Source organism: Pseudomonas sp. C9 (assembly GCF_002000165.1).
GTDB lineage: Bacteria > Pseudomonadota > Gammaproteobacteria > Pseudomonadales > Pseudomonadaceae > Aquipseudomonas.
This window is the reverse complement of sequence record NZ_MPAK01000002.1, coordinates 32,703-47,492: the sequence shown is the minus strand read 5'-3', so window position 1 is coordinate 47,492 and position 14,790 is coordinate 32,703. Positions and strand designations below refer to the sequence as shown.

14 protein-coding genes are annotated in these 14,790 nt (G+C 59.6%); 13 read left to right on the top strand and 1 reads right to left on the bottom strand.

Features of this window, described 5'->3' with window-relative positions:
• Positions 1-222: 222 nt before the first annotated feature.
• Entirely contained in the window at positions 223-1,149 is a 927-nt protein-coding gene (epsC, locus tag BMS17_RS27110; RefSeq protein ID WP_046031323.1) for a serine O-acetyltransferase EpsC, read from the bottom strand.
• Between the two features lie 192 nt (positions 1,150-1,341).
• On the opposite strand from epsC, the gene BMS17_RS27105 reads away from it, so the two are divergent.
• From BMS17_RS27105 to BMS17_RS27045, 13 genes are all read left to right on the top strand, one after another.
• Positions 1,342-2,334 carry a D-cysteine desulfhydrase gene (locus BMS17_RS27105; protein WP_046031324.1) on the top strand — a complete coding sequence of 331 codons (993 nt, stop codon included), beginning with the start codon at positions 1,342-1,344 and terminating at the stop codon, positions 2,332-2,334.
• Positions 2,335-2,649: 315 nt separating this feature from the next.
• On the top strand, positions 2,650-3,450 hold the full coding sequence (gene tcyJ, locus BMS17_RS27100; RefSeq protein ID WP_046031325.1) for a cystine ABC transporter substrate-binding protein: 801 nt from the start codon (positions 2,650-2,652) through the stop codon (positions 3,448-3,450).
• The gene (gene tcyL, locus BMS17_RS27095; RefSeq protein ID WP_046031326.1) at positions 3,450-4,115 is read left to right on the top strand and encodes a cystine ABC transporter permease; all 666 of its coding nucleotides are present in this window, start codon (positions 3,450-3,452) and stop codon (positions 4,113-4,115) included. The genes tcyJ and tcyL overlap by 1 nt, the downstream gene beginning before the upstream one ends.
• Before the next feature lie 4 nt (positions 4,116-4,119).
• Positions 4,120-4,875 (top strand): L-cystine ABC transporter ATP-binding protein TcyN, encoded by a 756-nt coding sequence (tcyN, locus tag BMS17_RS27090; RefSeq protein WP_077432246.1) that lies wholly within the window; start codon positions 4,120-4,122, stop codon positions 4,873-4,875.
• Positions 4,876-5,355: 480 nt separating this feature from the next.
• Positions 5,356-6,120 carry a hypothetical protein gene (locus BMS17_RS27085; protein ID WP_077432245.1) on the top strand — a complete coding sequence of 255 codons (765 nt, stop codon included), beginning with the start codon at positions 5,356-5,358 and terminating at the stop codon, positions 6,118-6,120.
• 425 nt (positions 6,121-6,545) lie between these two features.
• Positions 6,546-7,787 (top strand): SfnB family sulfur acquisition oxidoreductase, encoded by a 1,242-nt coding sequence (locus tag BMS17_RS27080; RefSeq protein WP_077432244.1) that lies wholly within the window; start codon positions 6,546-6,548, stop codon positions 7,785-7,787.
• Positions 7,788-7,827: 40 nt separating this feature from the next.
• Positions 7,828-9,021, top strand: a complete 1,194-nt coding sequence (locus BMS17_RS27075) for an SfnB family sulfur acquisition oxidoreductase (protein WP_046031330.1) — start codon at positions 7,828-7,830, stop codon at positions 9,019-9,021.
• A complete protein-coding gene (locus tag BMS17_RS27070; protein WP_077432243.1) occupies positions 9,021-10,379 on the top strand; it encodes an LLM class flavin-dependent oxidoreductase in 1,359 nt (452 codons plus the stop codon). Before BMS17_RS27075 ends, BMS17_RS27070 begins: the two co-directional genes overlap by 1 nt.
• Before the next feature lie 127 nt (positions 10,380-10,506).
• Complete coding sequence (locus BMS17_RS27065; protein ID WP_077432242.1) at positions 10,507-11,316, top strand: MetQ/NlpA family ABC transporter substrate-binding protein; 810 nt, start codon at positions 10,507-10,509, stop codon at positions 11,314-11,316.
• A 2-nt stretch (positions 11,317-11,318) separates the two neighbouring features.
• A complete protein-coding gene (locus BMS17_RS27060) occupies positions 11,319-12,440 on the top strand; it encodes a methionine ABC transporter ATP-binding protein (protein WP_077432241.1) in 1,122 nt (373 codons plus the stop codon).
• The gene (locus BMS17_RS27055) at positions 12,430-13,074 is read left to right on the top strand and encodes a methionine ABC transporter permease (RefSeq protein ID WP_046031334.1); all 645 of its coding nucleotides are present in this window, start codon (positions 12,430-12,432) and stop codon (positions 13,072-13,074) included. The genes BMS17_RS27060 and BMS17_RS27055 overlap by 11 nt, the downstream gene beginning before the upstream one ends.
• 520 nt (positions 13,075-13,594) lie before the next feature.
• The gene (locus BMS17_RS27050) at positions 13,595-13,951 is read left to right on the top strand and encodes a DUF6124 family protein (RefSeq protein WP_046031335.1); all 357 of its coding nucleotides are present in this window, start codon (positions 13,595-13,597) and stop codon (positions 13,949-13,951) included.
• A gap of 168 nt (positions 13,952-14,119) precedes the next feature.
• Positions 14,120-14,749 carry a bifunctional 2-polyprenyl-6-hydroxyphenol methylase/3-demethylubiquinol 3-O-methyltransferase UbiG gene (locus BMS17_RS27045; RefSeq protein WP_077432240.1) on the top strand — a complete coding sequence of 210 codons (630 nt, stop codon included), beginning with the start codon at positions 14,120-14,122 and terminating at the stop codon, positions 14,747-14,749.
• The last annotated feature ends 41 nt before the right edge of the window (positions 14,750-14,790 follow it).

The following is a 14,790-nucleotide window of genomic DNA, read 5'->3' as shown; positions in this document are numbered from 1 at the left end:
GCAAGCCTCCTGTTGTGAGCGGGCAGCGAGCTACCGGTTTAACTTGAATGAACGTTCAAGTTAAACATGGATAGGCTGCTAAGGACTAATCGCAAGGCTCGGCGGTACTGTTCGTACGCTAGCTCAAGGAGGGGTAAGAGGAGGGTTTTTGAGGATGAACTGGAACGCGGAGCGTCCCTTGAGGCATTCCCACGCAGAGCGTGGGAACGATCCGTTGTAGGTTTATTTCTGCGTCCCGTCATCGTGTTGAAGATTGGCCTGTGTCAGGTTGCAGCCCGCCGGCACGCTGCGGGTCAGCCAGACGTTGCCACCGATGGTCGAGCCCTTGCCAATCGTGATCCGCCCCAGAATCGTCGCCCCGGCATAGATGACCACGTCATCTTCAACAATCGGGTGCCGTGGATGGCCCTTCTGCAATTGACCGTCCTCATCGGACGGGAAGCGCTTGGCGCCCAGGGTGACTGCCTGATAAATCCGCACGCGCTCACCAATAATCGCGGTTTCGCCGATCACCACGCCGGTCCCGTGATCGATAAAGAAGCTGCGACCGATCTGCGCCCCAGGGTGAATGTCGATACCGGTGGCCGAGTGGGCGATTTCCGAGCTGATCCGCGCCAGCAACGGCAAACCGGCGCGATACAAATGGTGGGCCAGGCGATGGTGAATCACCGCCAGAATGCCTGGATAGCACAGCAACACTTCATCGACACTGCGCGCCGCCGGGTCGCCGTGATAGGCCGCCAGCACATCGGTATCCAGCAAACTGCGCAGCCCCGGCAAGGCGAGCGCGAAGTCCTGAATGATCTGAATGGTCTTGGCTTCGATGTCAGAGTCGGCCTGCTGACTGTGGCGGGCGGCATAGCGCAATTCGAGTCGAGCCTGAGCCAGCAGCGCGTTCAACGCCACATCTAGGGTGTGGCCAACGTAGAAGTCTTCACTCTCTTCGCGCAAATCCACCGGCCCCAACCGCATCGGGAACAACGCCCCGCACAGCGCCTCAAGAATGTCCGCCATGGCCGCCCGCGAAGGCAATTCGCGACCGCCCTGCTCTGTGCTGGCGCGGCCATTTTGTGCGCGCCACTGATCACGCGCCGCGCGCAGTTGGCTGACGATGGTCTGCAGTTGCCAATGACTGGAACGCTCGCTCACGGTAAAAAACTCCTCACAGGCGGCCGGACAGTCTGGCCGCATTAACGGCGATTACTTTACGGCAAGGTCTTGAGGTCGAATTAAGAACCAATTGTGCAGAGCTCAGAATCTTTGGCTATAAGCGATTGGCGGTTGCCCAGGCAAATGGGCGTGCCTATAGTCCTGACAATCTTTCTGCGCCAGTACGGACCCATGATCAAACAACAGCTCGCTCGCTTTAACCGTCTCGATTTACTCGGCCACCCCACTGCCCTGGAAAAACTTGAACGCTTGTCGACCTGGCTGGGCCGCGATGTGTACGTCAAACGCGATGACCTGACGCCACTGGCCATGGGCGGCAACAAGCTGCGCAAGCTCGAATACCTCGCCGCCGATGCCCTGGCACAAGGCGCCGACACGCTCATCACCGCGGGGGCGCTGCAATCCAACCATGTGCGCCAGACCGCCGCCATTGCCGCCAAACTGGGCCTGGGTTGCGTTGCGCTGCTGGAAAACCCGCTGGGCACCGACGACGCCAACTACATCGGTAACGGCAATCGTCTGTTGCTGGACCTGTTCGATGCCAAGGTCGAGTTGGTCGAAAACCTCGACAACGCCGATGAGCAATTGGAGGCATTGGCCACACGACTGCGCAATAACGGCAAAAATCCTTATCTGGTGCCGATAGGCGGCTCGAATGCGCTGGGCGCATTGGGTTACGTGCGCGCCGGCCTGGAACTGGCCGAGCAGATCAAGGACACCGGGCTACAATTTGCTGCCGTGGTCCTGGCCTCCGGCAGCGCCGGCACCCACAGCGGTTTGGCGTTGGCGCTGAGTGAAGCACTGCCGGATTTGCCAGTGATTGGTGTCACGGTTTCCCGTAGCGATGAAGACCAGCGCCCGAAGGTGCAGGGCCTGGCCGAGCGTACCGCCGAGTTGTTGGGCGTGAAGTTGCCGGCGAGCTTCAAGGTCGAGTTGTGGGACGAGTATTTCGCACCGCGCTATGGCGAGCCGAATGCCGGGACACTGGCAGCGGTGAAGCTACTGGCCAGTCAGGAAGGTTTGCTGCTCGACCCGGTGTATACCGGTAAGGCCATGGCCGGGTTGCTGGACGGCATCGGTCGCCAGCGATTCGATGAAGGACCGATTATCTTTTTGCACACCGGTGGGGCTCCGGCGTTGTTTGCCTACAAGGATTTTCTCTAACCGAGACGCTGACTGATCGCTCCCTCGCCCTGCGTGGGAGTGCAGCCCGTGACGCTCTGCGTCACTGGACGCGGAGCGTCCCTTGAGGCGTTCCCACGCGGAGCGTGGGAACGATCCAATCTTATATGCAATTTAAGAATATAAAATACAGCATTGATTATTTTCAATTCTATAGGCGTCATCATATAGTCACGCCGCAGGCGAATTTGTAGCAAGACGCATATGCTGCTTTAGGGCAGGATATTGCAGTCGTTCAATTCCCGAATTTGCCAACTTTCCTAATGCGTCTTCCATAAGAAAACACAGGGGCTTGTCATGAATTTTTCCGCACTACGTCGTAACCTGCTGGTAGGTTCACTGGGTCTGGCGCTGAGCGCTGGTCTGCTGGGGCAAGCAGTTGCCGGTGAGCAACTGCAAAAAATCAAAGACGCTGGCGTTATCAACGTCGGCCTGGAAGGCACTTACCCACCGTTCAGCTTCGTCGACGCCGACGGCAAACTGTCCGGCTTCGAAGTCGAATTCTCCGAAGCCCTGGCCAAAGAGCTGGGCGTGAAGGTCAAGCTGCAACCCACCAAATGGGACGGCATCCTCGCGGCGCTGGAATCCAAGCGTCTGGACGCCGTCATCAACCAGGTGACCATCTCTGAAGAGCGCAAGAAGAAGTACGACTTCTCCGAGCCGTACACCGTTTCCGGGATTCAGGCGCTGGTGCTGACGAAGAAGGCCGCCGATCTGAACATCAAGTCCGCCGCCGACCTGGCCGGCAAGAAAGTCGGCGTAGGCCTGGGCACCAACTACGAAGAGTGGGTGAAAACCAATGTGCCAAAGGCTGACATCCGCACCTACGAAGATGACCCAACCAAGTTCCAGGACCTGCGTGTCGGGCGCATCGACGTCATTCTGATCGACCGTCTGGCCGCTCTGGAATACGCCAAGAAAGCCAAGGACACCTCCGCCGCCGGCGACGCGTTCTCTCGCCAGGAAGCCGGCATCGCCCTGCGCAAAGGCGAACCTGAGTTGCTGGCCGCTGTGAACAAGGCCATCGACAAACTGCGCGCCGACGGCACCCTGAAAAAGCTCTCGGAAAAATACTTCAACGCTGACGTCACTCAATAATGGAAGAAGCTTTCCAACTCGCACTGGATTCCGTGCCCTTTCTACTCAAGGGCGCGTACTACACAGTGATCCTCAGCCTGGGCGGAATGTTTTTCGGCCTGCTGATGGGTTTCGGCCTGGCACTGATGCGCCTGTCGCGTTTCAAGCTGGTGAGCTGGATTGCCCGCATCTACGTGTCGTTCTTTCGCGGCACGCCGTTGCTGGTGCAACTGTTCGTGATCTATTACGGCTTGCCGCAATTGGGCATCGAACTTGATCCGCTGCCAGCGGCCCTGATCGGCTTCTCGCTGAACATGGCCGCCTATGCCTGCGAAATCCTGCGTGCCGCGATCAGCTCCATCGAGCGCGGCCAATGGGAAGCCGCCGCGAGTATCGGCATGACCCGTGCGCAAACCCTGCGCCGGGCCATCCTGCCGCAGGCGATGCGCACGGCCTTGCCGCCGTTGGGCAACAGCTTCATTTCGCTGGTCAAGGACACGGCGCTGGCCGCTACCATCCAGGTGCCGGAACTGTTCCGTCAGGCGCAGCTGATTACCGCCCGCACCTTTGAAATTTTCACCATGTATCTTGCCGCCGCGCTGATCTACTGGGTTCTGGCCACGGTGCTGTCGCACCTCCAAAACCAGTTGGAAGCACGGGTCAATCGGCACGACCAGGAGTCCTGACCCAATGATTGTCGTGGAAAAACTGACAAAGCAGTTCAAGGGTCAAGTGGTGCTCAATGGCATCGATCTGGAAGTGAAGGAAGGCGAGGTCGTGGCGATCATCGGGCCCAGTGGCTCGGGTAAAACCACGTTCCTGCGTTGCCTGAATTTTCTGGAAGAGCCGAGCAGCGGCCGGATCAAGGTCGGTGACATCGAGATCGATGGCAGCCGGCCACTGAACCAGCAGCAAGGCCTGGTGCGACGCTTGCGTCAACACGTGGGTTTCGTGTTCCAGAACTTCAACCTGTTCCCGCATCGCACTGCGCTGGAAAACGTCATCGAAGGCCCGATCATCGTCAAGAAGATCCCGCAGGCCGAAGCCATTGCCCTGGGCAAAAAGCTCTTGGCCAAGGTGGGGCTGGCGGGCAAGGAAGATGCTTACCCGCGACGCCTTTCCGGGGGTCAGCAACAGCGTGTGGCGATTGCCCGTGCGCTGGCGATGGAACCGGAAGTGATCCTGTTCGATGAGCCGACCTCGGCGCTCGATCCGGAACTGGTCGGTGAAGTGTTGGCGACCATCCGCGGCCTGGCCGAGGAGAAGCGCACCATGGTCATCGTCACTCACGAAATGGGCTTTGCCCGGGACGTGGCCAATCGCGTGGTGTTTTTCGACAAGGGCGTGATCGTCGAGCAAGGCGAATCAAAAGCGTTGTTTGCCAACCCGAAAGAAGAACGGACAAAACAGTTCCTCAGCAAGTTTCTGAACAACGCCCACTCCTGAGTCGCGCTTAACTACTTGTTAACTTCCATGGATGGAAGTAACAACTACCCCAGCGACACCCCCCTTCTAAGCTACTTTTCCAGCTCACACTTTAGATAATTCATCCAACACTTTGTGCGGTACATATATATGTCCTGCAACAGATCTTTCCCGCCTGGAATTCGTTTATATCGACGCTGCGACTTTTGACCGTTGCCCGCCCTCACGCGCCTTCAAACCGTGGTCATATTCGACGAAGCGCTGACGCTTATTAACTTCACCACGTAGGATTATTCTGAATAACAAGTTATCCAGCACTTAACTAGCCAGCTCTATTGACACCTATTCAAGCGCACTCTTATCTAGTCACCAACAGGCGCCAACTTTCGCACTCAATCATTATTTAACGGCCCAATAATGAGCCGTTATGTTGCTGGGTAATGCACGCCTTTTGATCTTTCAGAAACGGAACTTCGCTGCAAGGCTTCAAGGAGAAACCCCATGACAAGCACTTCGAACACACCCGAACTTGCGGCCCCGACCCTGGCGCAATCGCACAAGGCCGGCGTCAACATGATCTCGGCGGCTCACCTCATGATCGACATCGCACCCTACTCCCGCATGGACGCAGGCGACCTTATCGAACTGTTCTGGAACAACTGCTACGTCGCCTCCAGGGTGCTGACTGCCGACGACAGCGGCAACGTGATCAGCCTGCGAGTGCCGCAAAGTTTCATCGCCAACGGCTGCGCACGCATCCACTACAAGGTCATGCAGGTCGGGCAAGACCCGGCGTTGTCACCGGCCACCCGCGTCCAGATCAAACTGGATGGCCCTGGCGGCCCGCACTCCGCCCAGGGCGGCGACGAAAACCAAAACCTTGCACCCGTCGGCATCCCCGAGACTATCCGCCGCCAAGGAGTCAATCCGAATCAGATCAAACGCGGCGTCCCGTTGACCATCGAGCCTTACCTGAACATGGCCATCGACGACGAAATCACCCTGCGCTGGGGCGATGTGCGCATGGACCTGCCCCGGCTCAAGGCGGACGAAGTAGGCCAGCCGATTCAGGTGTGGGTGCCACCGGCGATCATTCTCGAAGCGGGTGAAGACCTGCGGCTGGAAGTGACGTATTGCATCCTCGACCACGTGGGCAATAACTCACGCTGGGCGCCACCGCGCTGGCTGAAGATCGGCTGCGCGAATCCGTATCTGAAGGTGCCGCCCAAGGACATGTTGATGGCCGCTGAACCCCGAAAACGCTGATCTCTCTGTGGCACTGGGCGATCTCGATCCTGTAGCAGCTGGCGAAGCCTGCGTCGGCCGGTCCGCGCTCGGGCGTAGCAGTCGTTAAATCAAACAATGCGGTCATTCTGGTTGATCGCGGACTCAGATTTACGACTGCTGCGCCCGAGCGCGGACCGGCCGACGCAGGCTTCGCCAGCTGCTACAGGGGTATGCGCACACTCATCAAATGGGTGTATGCCACCCCTTCTATGTATATTCCTAAAAGTTAGTTTATTAATTTTTTATACACGCTTAGGGTATATGAACCGGACCACCGGACATTCTTGTTTTTATTCGTCGCCACCACGCGGCGATCCCATGAGATGTGAGGTAGGTATGGTCCGGAACACAATCACCCCAGTGCAGATCGCCAGGGCATTGCGTGCAGCCAAGGAGCGGCACTGATGTCCAGTCTGGCAGAAGCCCACGTTCAGAGTGATCTGGACATCGCCCCGTTGTTGTTGCCCGCACAGGTCCTGCGCAACGATGCTCAAGCCATCGAAGCCGCCCATGAGCTGGCGCAAGTCGCCCGTCTGCACGCGGCCAAACGTGACCGGCAGCGCAAGTTGCCCTGGTCGGAAATCGAACAGTTCACCCGCAGCGGATTGGGCAGCATTGCCATCCCGCGTGAGTACGGTGGCCCACAGGTTTCGTTCGTCACCCTGGCCGAAGTCTTCGCGATCATTTCCGCAGCAGACCCGGCACTGGGGCAGATCCCGCAAAACCAGTTCGGCATTCTCAACCTGGTGCTCGGCAGCGCCACTGAAGCGCAGAAAAAGCAGCTGTTCAAAAGCGTGCTCGACGGCTGGCGCATCGGCAATGCAGGGCCTGAACGCGGCACTAAAAACACCCTGGAGCTCAAGGCGCGCATTACCGCCGACGGCGACGGCTTTGTCCTCAATGGCCAGAAGTTTTACTCCACGGGCGCGCTGTTCGCCCACTGGGTCGCAGTCAAGGCGCTGAACGATGACGGCAAACAAGTGCTGGCCTTCGTCCGTCGCGGCACCCCGGGGCTGCGCATCGTTGATGACTGGTCGGGCTTCGGTCAGCGCACCACTGCCAGCGGCACTATTTTGCTCAACAACGTGCGGGTCGATGCCGAGCTGGTGGTGGATAACTGGAAGATCAACGATAAGCCGAATATTCAGGGCGCCGTGTCGCAACTGATTCAAGCCGCCATCGACGCCGGGATTGCCCGGGGCGCCATCGATGATGCCATCGACTTCGTGAAAACCCGCGCCCGTCCGTGGATCGACGCCAAGGTCGAACGGGCCAGCGATGACCTGTATGTGATCGCGGACATCGGCAAGTTGAAAATCGAGCTGCACGCCGCCGAAGCGTTGCTGCGCAAGGCCGGGCAAGTGCTTGACCAGGTCAACGCCGCCCCCCTCACCGCCGAGTCTGCCGCCCGCGCTTCGATTGCCGTGGCCGAAGCCAAAGTGCTGACCACCGAGATCTCGCTGCTGGCCAGCGAAAAGCTTTTCGAACTGGCCGGCAGCCGCGCCACCCTCGCCGAATTCAACCTCGACCGCCACTGGCGCAACGCCCGCGTGCACACGCTGCACGACCCGGTTCGCTGGAAATATCACGCCGTCGGCACCTATCACCTCAACGGCACCTTGCCGGCGCGGCATTCCTGGATCTGACGACCAGCACCCTTTTTTGACCAGATCTCTGGAGAAACACATGACTTATTCTCACCACGTCGCGGTCATCACCAGCGATGAGCAAGCCCTGGTCGTCGCCAGCGATCTGGCCGAAGACTTCAAACGCGACAGTGCCCTGCGCGACCGCGAACGCCGACTGCCGCACCCGGAACTGGAAGTGTTTTCCCGCTCGGGCCTGTGGGGCATCAGCGTGCCAAAGGAGTACGGCGGCGCCGGGGTTTCCAACGTGACGCTGGCCAAGGTGATCGCCTTGATTGCCCAGGCTGACGGCTCGCTCGGGCAAATCCCGCAGAATCATTTTTATGCCCTCGAAGTGCTGCGCGTGAACGGCAGCCATGCGCAGAAAAAACGCTTGTACGCCGAGGTATTGGCCGGCCAGCGCTTCGGCAATGCGCTCGCCGAGCTCGGCACAAAAACCGCGCACGAGCGCATCACCAGCCTCAAGCGTGACGGCGACGGTTATCGCATCAGCGGTCGCAAGTTCTACGCGACCGGCGCCATTTACGCGCAACGCATCCCCACTTCGGTGGTGGATGAAAACGGCGTGCAGCAACTGGCGTTCGTCCCACGCGATAGCCAAGGCCTGACGGTCATCGACGACTGGAGCGGCTTTGGCCAACGCACCACCGGCAGCGGCTCGGTGGTGTTCGAAGACGTGCATGTGGCGGCCGAAGACGTGATCCCGTTTCAAAGCGCGTTCGAGCGCCCGACCACCGTCGGCCCGTTGGCACAGATTCTTCACGCGGCCATCGACACCGGTATTGCCCGCGCGGCGTATGAAGATGCGCTGCATTTTGTGCGCACCAAAACCCGGCCATGGATCGACGCCACCCACGAAAAAGCCACTGACGACCCGCTGACCATCAAGAGTTTCGGGCACTTGAGCATTCGGCTGCACGCCACCGAAGCCCTGCTGGAACGCTCCGGTGAATTCCTCGATATCGCTCAAGCCGAACCCAATGCCGAGACCGTCGCCGCCGCATCGATTGCCGTTGCCGAAGCCCGGGCCCTCAGCACTGAAATCTCCCTCGCCGCCGGCAGCACGTTGTTCGAACTGGCCGGCAGCCAGGCCACCCTGATCGAACATGGCCTGGATCGGCACTGGCGCAACGCGCGCGTGCACACCTTGCACGACCCGGTGCGCTGGAAGTACCACGCGGTGGGCAACTACTACCTCAACGATGAAAACCCGCCACTGCGGGGGACCATTTGATGGCCAGCGCGAAAAAGAAAATCCTGCTCAACGCGTTCAACATGAACTGCATCGGGCACATCAACCATGGCCTGTGGACGCACCCACGGGACAATTCCACGCAGTACAAGACCATCGAATACTGGACGGAACTGGCGCAACTGCTGGAGCGCGGGCTGTTCGACGGATTGTTCATCGCCGACATCGTCGGCGTGTACGACGTCTACCAGAACTCGGTGGAGGTGCCGCTCAAGGAGTCGATCCAACTGCCGGTCAACGACCCGCTGCTGCTGGTGTCGGCCATGGCGGCGGTAACCAGAAACCTCGGCTTCGGCCTGACCGCCAACCTCACTTACGAACCGCCGTACCTGTTCGCCCGGCGCCTGTCGACGCTCGATCACCTGAGCCGCGGCCGGGTCGGCTGGAACATCGTCACTGGCTACCTCGACAGCGCCGCCAAGGCCATGGGCCTGAGCGAACAGGTGGAACACGACCGTCGTTATGACCAGGCCGATGAATACCTGGAGGTGCTCTACAAACTCTGGGAAGGCAGTTGGGAAAACGGCGCGGTGCTCAACGACCGCGAGCAGCGGATCTATGCCCAACCGGACAAAGTGCACAAGGTCGAGCACAAGGGCGAGTTCTATCAGGTCGAGGGTTATCACCTGTGCGAGCCGTCGCCACAACGTACACCGGTACTGTTTCAGGCCGGCAGTTCGGATCGCGGTTTGCTGTTCGCCGGTCGGCATGCCGAGTGCGTGTTCATCAGTGGCCAGAACAAACCGTCGACCAAAATCCAGGTGGACAAGGTGCGCGCCAGCGCCGTCGAGGCCGGGCGCAAACCCGAGGACATCAAGGTGTTCATGGGGCTGAACGTGATTGTCGGCGCCACCGAGGAACTCGCCTGGGCCAAGCACGCCGAGTACCTGAGCTACGCCAGTGCCGAGGCTGGCGTGGCGCATTTCTCGGCGTCTACCGGCATCGATTTTTCCGAGTACGCCATCGACGAACCGATCCAGTACGTGAAGAGCAACGCGATTCAGTCAGCGACCAAAAACCTGCAAAACAACGATTGGACCCGGCGCAAATTGCTGGAGCAACACGCGCTCGGTGGCCGCTACATCACGCTGGTGGGTTCACCTGAACAAGTGGCGGATGAACTGGAATCGTGGATCGCCGAAACCGGCCTGGACGGCTTCAACCTGACACGGATTGTCACGCCGGAAAGCTATGTGGATTTCATTGAGTGGGTGATCCCGGAGCTGCAACGCCGCGGGTCGTACAAGACCGCTTATGACGCGGGCAGCTTGCGCGAAAAACTGTTTCACGCAGAGGCGCTTTTGCCTGAGCAACACACTGGCTCGGCGTTTCGCCGCTAAAAGCATCGCGGGCAAGCCCGCTCCCACAGGGATTGCGTGAACACCCGAGATCACTGTGGGAGCGGGCTTGCCCGCGAAGAGGCCCGACCAAACACCCCAAATTTATGCACTGACTGGAAACTACAACATGACCAAGACCTACCTCACTCACCCAGTCAAAGCACTGGCCCTGGCCCTAGGCCTCTTCAGTTCGGCGGTATTCGCCGCCGACGCGCCGCTGAAAATCGGCACCACCGCCGCCTTCGCCATCCCTCTGGAAGCCGCTGTCGAGGAAGCCTCCAAACAAGGCCTGAAAGTCGAGCTCGTCGAGTTCAGCGACTGGATCGCCCCCAACGTCAGCCTGGCGGCTGGCGACATCGACGTGAACTATTTCCAGCACGTCCCGTTCCTGGAAAACGCCAAGGCCGCCGCGGGTTTTGACCTGGTGCCGTTCGCACCGGGGATCATCAACAACGTCGGCCTCTACTCGAAGAAATACAAAAGTTTCGACGAGCTCCCGCAAGGCGCCAGCGTCGCCATCGCCAACGACCCGATCAACAGCGGTCGCGGTCTGCAACTGCTGGCCAAGGCAGGGCTGATCACGCTCAAACCGGGCGCGGGCTACAAGGCCACCGAAGACGACATCATCGCCAATCCGAAGAACATCAAAATCCTGCAAGTCGAAGCCGTGCAACTGGTGCGCGCCTACGACGATGCGGATCTGGTCCAGGGCTACCCGGCCTACATCCGTCTGGCGAAGACGTTCGATGCCGGCTCTGCGCTGCTGTTCGACGGCCTCGACCACAAGGAATACGTGATCCAGTTCGTGATCCAGCCCAAGAGTAAAACCGACCCGCGCCTGATCAAATTCGTCGACATTTATCAGCATTCACCGGCCGTTCGTGCCGCACTGGACAAGGCTCACGGCAAGCTCTACCAAGCTGGCTGGGAAAGCTGAGGATGACGGCAGCCACCCAACGGCGACTGGAGATTCCAGAGCCCCATAACGCTATACAAACCGAACTGCACCCGGACCTGAACCGCGCCCACGTGCGTTTCATTGGCCTGGGCAAAACCTACGACGGCCAACAAGGCCCGGTGGCGGCACTGCACGGCATCGACCTGGCGATACAGCGCGGCGAAGTGTTTGGCATCATCGGCCGCAGCGGCGCCGGCAAATCGTCGTTGATCCGCACCATCAACCGTCTGGAACAACCGAGCAGCGGTCGCGTATTGATCGATCAGGTGGACATCGGCGAGTTCGATGAAGACCGTCTGGTGGCGCTGCGTCGGCGCATTGGCATGATCTTCCAGCACTTCAACCTGATGTCAGCCAAAACGGTGTGGCAGAACGTCGAGTTGCCGCTGAAAGTCGCCGGTGTGCCCAAGGACAAACGCGAGCAGAAGGTTCGTGAACTGCTGGAACTGGTGGGCCTGCAAGGCAAGCACCACGCCTACCCGGCGCAGCTGTCCGGCGGGCAGAAACAGCGCGTCGGCATCGCCCGTGCGCTGGTGCATGACCCGGCGATTTTGCTGTGCGACGAAGCCACTTCGGCGCTGGACCCGGAGACCACCCAATCGATCCTCGGCCTGTTGCGCGAGATCAATCAGCGCCTGGGTTTGACCATCGTTTTGATCACTCACGAAATGGCGGTGATCCGCGATATTTGCGACCGCGTCGTGGTGCTCGAACACGGGAAGATCGTCGAGCAGGGACCGGTGTGGGAAGTGTTCGGCAATCCGCAGCACGAGGTCAGCAAAACGCTGCTGGCGCCGCTGCAACACGCCTTGCCGGAGGAATTGCACAGTCGCTTGCGAGCGCAATCGCAGAGCCCGGATGCCGCTGTGGTGCTGCGTTTTCAGTTCACCGGCAGCGCCAGCGATGAGCCGGATCTGGCGGCATTATTCGCCGCCCTCGGTGGCCGGGTGAAGTTGCTGCAGGGTGGCGTGGAACGGATTCAGGGCCATGCGCTGGGGCAGTTGTTGTTGGCGGTGAGCGGTTCGCCGTTCGATGCCGAAGACCTGCGCCAGCGCGCCAGCCAATGGGCGCAACAGGTGGAGGTGCTGGGTTATGTGGTTTGATCGCTTGCTGCAAGGTTTCATCGACACCTTCCTGATGGTCGGCGTGTCGTCATTGATCGCGCTGCTGGTGGGCATTCCGCTGGCGGTGTTTCTGGTCACCAGTTCCAAGGGTGGCATCTACGAAGCGCCGACGCTGAACCGCGCGTTGGGCGCATTCGTGAACCTGTTCCGCTCGATTCCGTTTTTGATTTTGATGGTAGCGCTGATTCCGTTTACCCGGCTCATTGTCGGCACGACGTATGGCGTCTGGGCGGCGGTGGTTCCACTGACCATTGCCGCGACGCCATTCTTTGCGCGCATCGCCGAAGTCAGTTTGCGTGAGGTCGATTTCGGCTTGATCGAAGCGGCGCAAGCAATGGGCTGCCGGCGTTGGCACATTGTCTGGCATGTACTGCTGCCCGAGGCGCTGCCGGGGATTGTCGGCGGTTTCACGATTACGCTGGTGACGATGATCAACTCGTCGGCCATGGCCGGGGCGATTGGTGCCGGCGGTTTGGGCGACATTGCCTATCGCTATGGTTATCAGCGCTTTGATAGCCAGATCATGCTGACGGTGATTGTGTTGCTGGTGGTGTTGGTGGCGGTGATTCAGTTGGGCGGGGATCGGTTGGCGCGGGGGCTCAACAAGCGTTAAGCCGCGACACACTTTGTAGCAGCTGGCGAAGCCTGCGTTCGGCTGCGAAGCAGTCGTAAACCCTGCTTGCAGAGTCTTCCTGAAACACCGCGAACACTGATTTCACGACTGCTGCGCAGCCGAACGCAGGCTTCGCCAGCTGCTACAGGTTGCATTGCGGCTTGGCTGATCGGGGAAGTTTTCGTACAGGAAAATCAGAGCTTCCGAAGGTCCGTTCCCTTTCCTTTGCAGGACATTTCCTAGATCATTCCGCTCGCTTGCGCCTGCCAGATTCGGTGGCTAGTCTCGGTCCGTCACTGCTCATCAGTGATCGGGTTTAGTCGCCCGGATCTCTCTAGGCGCACAGCGCCACCTCATTTCAGGTGTTCTCATTTCCTGAAAGCTATGGTGGCTGTGCGCAGGGCACCTTCGGGTGCGCCGGTATGCCTGGAGGCCGGTCGACTAACCTGCGTGCAGCCGCCACCCCTGCTCGTTTAGTCGCGATTACGGTTGGCTCCAATTAGCTCTAGGAGTTTTACCAATGAAGAAATCCGTACCCGATCCACCTCCCGAAACCTCTACCCACGAAACCGCCACTGAAGCCCCGCCCAGGGATCGATCAGCGCTCTACCGTGCCATTGATTTCTACCTCACTGGCGACCAACCTTCACCGCCCGATGAGCTGCGCTTCTACAACGTCAGCAAAGACGTGAGTTTCGAAGACACCCAGCTCTATGTTGCCGATCTGCTGCGCTGTGCTTCGGTGACGGCGTATCAATGTGGCGATCACCTCAAAGGGGCGGACCGCGCCATGGTGTTTTCGGTCTGGCATTTGCTGGAGATTGCCAAAGCCATGGTGGATCGCTCGATTGATTGCCTGGGGATGAAGCAGGGCTGAGTTATTGGTTGCCAGACATACCGCCATCGCGGGCAAGCCCGCTCCCACAGTGATTTATGTCGCTCACAAATCCCCTGTGGGAGCGGGCTTGCCCGCGATGGGCTGCGAAGCAGCCCCAGTCTTGATGGCGTATATTCGGCAAACCCTAATTGCCTGCGCAGCCCCCTCATGAAACAGACCCCCGACGACCTCCAGCAGATCACCGCCACCACCCTCGGCCATTACAACTCGGTGGCCGAGGACTTTCGCGAGGGCACTCGCGATCACGATGTCAGCCAGAACATCGATGCCCTGTTGCGGCATATTCAAGGCGAGGCGCCGTTCGACATTCTTGATTTTGGCTGCGGCCCGGGCCGTGACCTGCAAACCTTCACACGCATGGGCCATAGCGCCGTCGGCCTCGACGGCTCAGAAAAACTGGCGCAGATGGCACGCGAGGACAGCGGTTGTGAGGTCTGGCAGCAGGACTTCCTGAAGCTTGATCTGCCGGCCGAACGCTTCGACGGAATTTTTGCCAATGCGGTGCTGTTTCACATCCCGCGCCAGGAATTACCACGGGTGTTGAAGCAACTGCGGGGGGCGTTGAAACCAGGTGGGGTGTTGTTCAGTTCCAATCCTCGCGGGGAGAATCAGGAGGGCTGGAACGGGCCGCGCTATGGGTCGTATCACGACCTTGCGGCTTGGCAGCAGTTACTGACCGAGGCGGGGTTTGTGGAGATGGAGCATTACTACCGGCCAGCGGGGCTGCCGCGGGAGCGGCAGCCTTGGTTGGCGAGTGTTTGGCGTAAGCCTGTGTAGTCAGTTCGGACGCCTTCGCGGGCAAGCCCGCTCCCACAGGG

Bases quoted from the DNA above. Each gene is read 5' to 3' on its own strand.
- BMS17_RS27105 (WP_046031324.1), top strand. From the start codon at position 1,342: ATGATCAAACAACAGCTCGCTCGCTTTAACCGTCTCGATTTACTCGGC.
- tcyJ (WP_046031325.1), top strand. From the start codon at position 2,650: ATGAATTTTTCCGCACTACGTCGTAACCTGCTGGTAGGTTCACTGGGT.
- tcyL (WP_046031326.1), top strand. From the start codon at position 3,450: ATGGAAGAAGCTTTCCAACTCGCACTGGATTCCGTGCCCTTTCTACTC.
- tcyN (WP_077432246.1), top strand. From the start codon at position 4,120: ATGATTGTCGTGGAAAAACTGACAAAGCAGTTCAAGGGTCAAGTGGTG.
- BMS17_RS27085 (WP_077432245.1), top strand. From the start codon at position 5,356: ATGACAAGCACTTCGAACACACCCGAACTTGCGGCCCCGACCCTGGCG.
- BMS17_RS27080 (WP_077432244.1), top strand. From the start codon at position 6,546: ATGTCCAGTCTGGCAGAAGCCCACGTTCAGAGTGATCTGGACATCGCC.
- BMS17_RS27075 (WP_046031330.1), top strand. From the start codon at position 7,828: ATGACTTATTCTCACCACGTCGCGGTCATCACCAGCGATGAGCAAGCC.
- BMS17_RS27070 (WP_077432243.1), top strand. From the start codon at position 9,021: ATGGCCAGCGCGAAAAAGAAAATCCTGCTCAACGCGTTCAACATGAAC.
- BMS17_RS27065 (WP_077432242.1), top strand. From the start codon at position 10,507: ATGACCAAGACCTACCTCACTCACCCAGTCAAAGCACTGGCCCTGGCC.
- BMS17_RS27060 (WP_077432241.1), top strand. From the start codon at position 11,319: ATGACGGCAGCCACCCAACGGCGACTGGAGATTCCAGAGCCCCATAAC.
- BMS17_RS27055 (WP_046031334.1), top strand. From the start codon at position 12,430: ATGTGGTTTGATCGCTTGCTGCAAGGTTTCATCGACACCTTCCTGATG.
- BMS17_RS27050 (WP_046031335.1), top strand. From the start codon at position 13,595: ATGAAGAAATCCGTACCCGATCCACCTCCCGAAACCTCTACCCACGAA.
- BMS17_RS27045 (WP_077432240.1), top strand. From the start codon at position 14,120: ATGAAACAGACCCCCGACGACCTCCAGCAGATCACCGCCACCACCCTC.